Source organism: Methylophaga sp. (genome assembly GCF_009711715.1).
Lineage (GTDB): Bacteria > Pseudomonadota > Gammaproteobacteria > Nitrosococcales > Methylophagaceae > Methylophaga.
In genome coordinates, this window is sequence record NZ_VENF01000023.1 from 1 (window position 1) to 5,372 (window position 5,372).

Below are 5,372 nucleotides of genomic sequence, written 5' to 3' on the forward strand. Positions count from 1 at the left end.
GTATAATTCTCGCTTCTTTGCTGCAGCGAGTTCTGCGAGCAACGCTCTTTAACAAAACAGTATCAAGTAATTTGTGTGGGTGCTTACGTCAGGTGGCTAGAAAACCTGACGGCTAGCATTTACATGCTAACGTCAATCAAGATTTGGTAACTTTGTCTTATAAAGTTACAAGCTAAATTAAACTGAAGAGTTTGATCATGGCTCAGATTGAACGCTGGCGGCATGCCTAACACATGCAAGTCGAACGGTAACAGGAGAGAGCTTGCTCTCTTGCTGACGAGTGGCGGACGGGTGAGTAATGTATAGGGATCTGCCTGACAGTGGGGGACAACAGCCGGAAACGGCTGCTAATACCGCATACGCTCTACGGAGGAAAGTGGGGGACCTTCGGGCCTCACGCTGACAGATGAACCTATATCAGATTAGCTAGTTGGTGGGGTAAAGGCCTACCAAGGCGACGATCTGTAGCTGGTCTGAGAGGATGATCAGCCACACTGGGACTGAGACACGGCCCAGACTCCTACGGGAGGCAGCAGTGGGGAATATTGGACAATGGGGGCAACCCTGATCCAGCAATGCCGCGTGTGTGAAGAAGGCCTTCGGGTTGTAAAGCACTTTCAATAGGGAGGAAAAGCTGTGCGTTAATAGCGTACAGCCGTGACGTTACCTATAGAAGAAGCACCGGCTAACTCCGTGCCAGCAGCCGCGGTAATACGGAGGGTGCAAGCGTTAATCGGAATTACTGGGCGTAAAGCGCGCGTAGGCGGTTTGTTAAGTCAGATGTGAAATCCCCGGGCTCAACCTGGGAATGGCATTTGAGACTGGCAGGCTAGAATGTGGTAGAGGTGAGTGGAATTCCAGGTGTAGCGGTGAAATGCGTAGAGATCTGGAGGAACATCAGTGGCGAAGGCGACTCACTGGGCCATTATTGACGCTGAGGTGCGAAAGCGTGGGTAGCAAACAGGATTAGATACCCTGGTAGTCCACGCCCTAAACGATGTCAACTAGGTGTATGGAGAATTTATTCTTTGTGTATCGAAGCTAACGCGATAAGTTGACCGCCTGGGGAGTACGGTCGCAAGACTAAAACTCAAATGAATTGACGGGGGCCCGCACAAGCGGTGGAGCATGTGGTTTAATTCGATGCAACGCGAAGAACCTTACCTGGCCTTGACATGCACGGAACTTTCCAGAGATGGATTGGTGCCTTCGGGAACCGTGACACAGGTGCTGCATGGCTGTCGTCAGCTCGTGTCGTGAGATGTTGGGTTAAGTCCCGCAACGAGCGCAACCCCTGTCCTTAGTTGCCATCATTAAGTTGGGCACTCTAAGGAGACTGCCGGTGACAAACCGGAGGAAGGTGGGGATGACGTCAAGTCATCATGGCCCTTATGGCCAGGGCTACACACGTGCTACAATGGCAAGTACAAAGGGTTGCTAACTCGCGAGAGTGTGCTAATCCCATAAAGCTTGTCGTAGTCCGGATCGCAGTCTGCAACTCGACTGCGTGAAGTCGGAATCGCTAGTAATCGCGGATCAGAATGCCGCGGTGAATACGTTCCCGGGCCTTGTACACACCGCCCGTCACACCATGGGAGTTGGCTGCAAAAGAAGTGGGTAGTTTAACCTTCGGGAGACGCTCACCACTTTGTGGTCAATGACTGGGGTGAAGTCGTAACAAGGTAGCCGTAGGGGAACCTGCGGCTGGATCACCTCCTTTCATAAAGGCGACCGGCGTAAGTACTCACACAAATTACTTGATGCTACAGAGAAGAGATATCTGGGTCTGTAGCTCAGTTGGTTAGAGCGCACCCCTGATAAGGGTGAGGTCGGTGGTTCAAATCCACCCAGACCCACCACTTTTCCGCATATTGAATTTTGTAAGCTGGCTCATTGGCGAGTCGCCAACTTCGCCATCTTAAAAATCCAAACTGCGAAAAAGCCCTTGATTCAGGGGTATGTGGTAACCCGGAAGGAAGTTCCGTCATGGGGCTATAGCTCAGCTGGGAGAGCGCCTGCCTTGCACGCAGGAGGTCCGCGGTTCGATCCCGCGTAGCTCCACCAATATCTTTTCTCGTATAAAATAGTGACTAAGTCTTTTTTTAAGAGACTTACTCAGTGTTTTATACACTGCTCTTTAACAAAGTGGAAGAAGTAACAAGGCAGAATGAAGAACTGTAGTGATACAGATTGGAATTCTAAGTAAAGAAGAACTTATGTCGTAATTTCTGACATATAACCTAGAGGTAACTTCGGGTTATATGGTCAAGTGAATAAGCGCACATGGTGGATGCCTTGGCGATAAGAGGCGATGAAGGACGTAGAAGTCTGCGATAAGCGTAGGTTAGCTGACAAACGAGCGATAACCCTACGATCTCCGAATGGGGCAACCCACTTACCCTTGGGTAAGTATCCTTAAGTGAATACATAGCTTAAGGAAGCGAACCCGGCGAACTGAAACATCTAAGTAGCCGGAGGAAAAGAAATCAACCGAGATTTTCCTAGTAGCGGCGAGCGAACGGGAAACAGCCTGCAAGTGATATTTAACGTTTTAGTGGAATGTTCTGGAAAGGACAGCGATACAGGGTGATAGCCCCGTACACGAAAAGGCGTTATTGGTACTAAGCTTGCGACAAGTAGGGCGGGGCACGAGAAACCTTGTCTGAACATGGGGGGACCATCCTCCAAGGCTAAATACTCCTTATCGACCGATAGTGAACCAGTACCGTGAGGGAAAGGCGAAAAGAACCCCGTTGAGGGGAGTGAAATAGAACCTGAAACCGTGTGCGTACAAGCAGTAGGAGCAGACTTGTTCTGTGACTGCGTACCTTTTGTATAATGGGTCAGCGACTTATATTTTGTAGCGAGCTTAACCGTTTAGGGGAGGCGAAGGGAAACCGAGTGTTAACTGCGCGACGAGTTGCAAGGTATAGACCCGAAACCCGGTGATCTATCCATGGCCAGGATGAAGGTGAGGTAACACTTACTGGAGGTCCGAACCCACGTATGTTGAAAAATGCGGGGATGAGCTGTGGATAGGAGTGAAAGGCTAATCAAACCGGGAGATAGCTGGTTCTCCTCGAAAGCTATTTAGGTAGCGCCTCGTGTCTCACTCTCGGGGGTAGAGCACTGTTTGGGCTAGGGGGTCATCCCGACTTACCAAACCCATGCAAACTCCGAATACCGAGAAGTGCAATCACGGGAGACACACGGCGGGTGATAACGTCCGTCGTGGAAAGGGAAACAACCCAGACCATCAGCTAAGGTCCCAAAATTATGGCTCAGTGGAAAACGATGTGGGAAGGCCCAGACAGCTAGGAGGTTGGCTTAGAAGCAGCCACCCTTTAAAGAAAGCGTAATAGCTCACTAGTCGAGTCGGCCTGCGCGGAAGATGTACCGGGGCTTAAGCCATATACCGAAGCTATGGATGCACTTTTAGTGCATGGTAGAGGAGCGTTGTGTAAGTCTGTGAAGGTGAGTTGAGAAGCTTGCTGGAGATATCACAAGTGCGAATGCTGACATGAGTAACGATAAAGGGGGTGAGAGGCCCCCTCGCCGAAAATCCAAGGTTTCCTGCTCAACGCTAATCGGAGCAGGGTGAGTCGGCCCCTAAGGCGAGGCAGAAATGCGTAGTCGATGGGAAACAGGTTAATATTCCTGTACTTGTTATTACTGCGATGGGATGACGGAGAAGGTTAGGTCAGCCAACTGTTGGATATGTTGGTTTAACTGTGTAGGCGTGCTGCTTAGGAAAATCCGGGCGGCTAAGCTGAGACAGGATGACGAGTGCCATTAGGCGCGAAGTGATTGATACCCGGCTTCCAGGAAAAGTCTCTAAGCTTCAGGTAATAACAAACCGTACCCCAAACCGACACAGGTGGATAGGATGAGAATTCCAAGGCGCTTGAGAGAACTCTGGTGAAGGAACTAGGCAAAATAGCACCGTAACTTCGGGAGAAGGTGTGCCCTTGAGGTGAAGCGACTTGCTCGTGGAGCTGGAGAGGGTTGCAGTGACCAGGTGGCTGCGACTGTTTATTAAAAACACAGCACTCTGCAAACACGAAAGTGGACGTATAGGGTGTGACGCCTGCCCGGTGCCGGAAGGTTAATTGATGCTGTTAGACTTTGGTCGAAGCGGTTGATCGAAGCCCCGGTAAACGGCGGCCGTAACTATAACGGTCCTAAGGTAGCGAAATTCCTTGTCGGGTAAGTTCCGACCTGCACGAATGGCGTAACGATGGCCACACTGTCTCCACCAGAGACTCAGTGAAATTGAAATTGCGGTTAAGATGCCGTATACCCGCGGCTAGACGGAAAGACCCCGTGAACCTTTACTACAGCTTTGCACTGAACTTTGAACCTACTTGTGTAGGATAGGTGGGAGGCGTTGAAGCGATGACGCTAGTTATCGTGGAGCCGACCTTGAAATACCACCCTGGTATGTTTGGAGTTCTAACCTGCGCCCCTTATCGGGGTGAGGGACAGTGTATGGTGGGTAGTTTGACTGGGGCGGTCTCCTCCCAAATTGTAACGGAGGAGCACGAAGGTACACTAAGTATGGTCGGACATCATACGGTTAGTGCAATGGCAAAAGTGTGCTTGACTGCGAGACAGACACGTCGAGCAGGTACGAAAGTAGGTCATAGTGATCCGGTGGTTCTGAATGGAAGGGCCATCGCTCAACGGATAAAAGGTACTCCGGGGATAACAGGCTGATACCGCCCAAGAGTTCACATCGACGGCGGTGTTTGGCACCTCGATGTCGGCTCATCACATCCTGGGGCTGTAGCCGGTCCCAAGGGTATGGCTGTTCGCCATTTAAAGTGGTACGCGAGCTGGGTTTAGAACGTCGTGAGACAGTTCGGTCCCTATCTGCCGTGGGCGTTTGAGAATTGAGAGGAGCTGCTCCTAGTACGAGAGGACCGGAGTGGACGTACCCCTGGTGTTCGGGTTGTTGTGCCAACAGCATTGCCCGGTAGCTATGTACGGACGGGATAAGCGCTGAAAGCATCTAAGTGCGAAGCCCCCCTCAAGATGAGTTCTCACTGGACTTTAAGTCCCTGAAGGGCCGTTGAAGACTACAACGTTGATAGGTTGGGTGTGGAAGTGCAGTAATGTATGAAGCTAACCAATACTAATTGCCCGTGAGGCTTGACCATATAACCCCAAGTTAGACTTGGGGTTGGAAAGACGACGTTTTTCCCCTTGTTACGAATTCCACAAGCTGGATAAAAGCCAGCTTACACCGTTTATGCCTGGCGGCCATAGCGAGTTGGCACCACCTGATCCCATCCCGAACTCAGAAGTGAAACAGCTCAGCGCCGATGATAGTGTGGGAGTTCCCATGTGAAAGTAGGTCACTGCCAGGCTTT

General features: G+C 50.8%; 2 tRNA genes and 3 rRNA genes. All 5 read left to right on the top strand.

The features are described from left to right. The first annotated feature begins 179 nt into the window (after positions 1–179). Positions 180–1,720 (top strand): 16S ribosomal RNA (locus FH755_RS13390). Positions 1,721–1,782: 62 nt separating this feature from the next. Beyond that, positions 1,783–1,859 (top strand) — tRNA-Ile (locus tag FH755_RS13395). A 129-nt stretch (positions 1,860–1,988) separates the two neighbouring features. Beyond that, positions 1,989–2,064, top strand: a tRNA-Ala gene (locus tag FH755_RS13400). A gap of 199 nt (positions 2,065–2,263) precedes the next feature. Beyond that, a 23S ribosomal RNA gene (locus FH755_RS13405) occupies positions 2,264–5,159 on the top strand. A gap of 95 nt (positions 5,160–5,254) precedes the next feature. Further along, positions 5,255–5,369, top strand: a 5S ribosomal RNA gene (rrf, locus tag FH755_RS13410). Together the 16S, 23S and 5S rRNA genes with 2 tRNA genes alongside form the textbook arrangement of a ribosomal RNA operon. Positions 5,370–5,372: the final 3 nt, after the last annotated feature.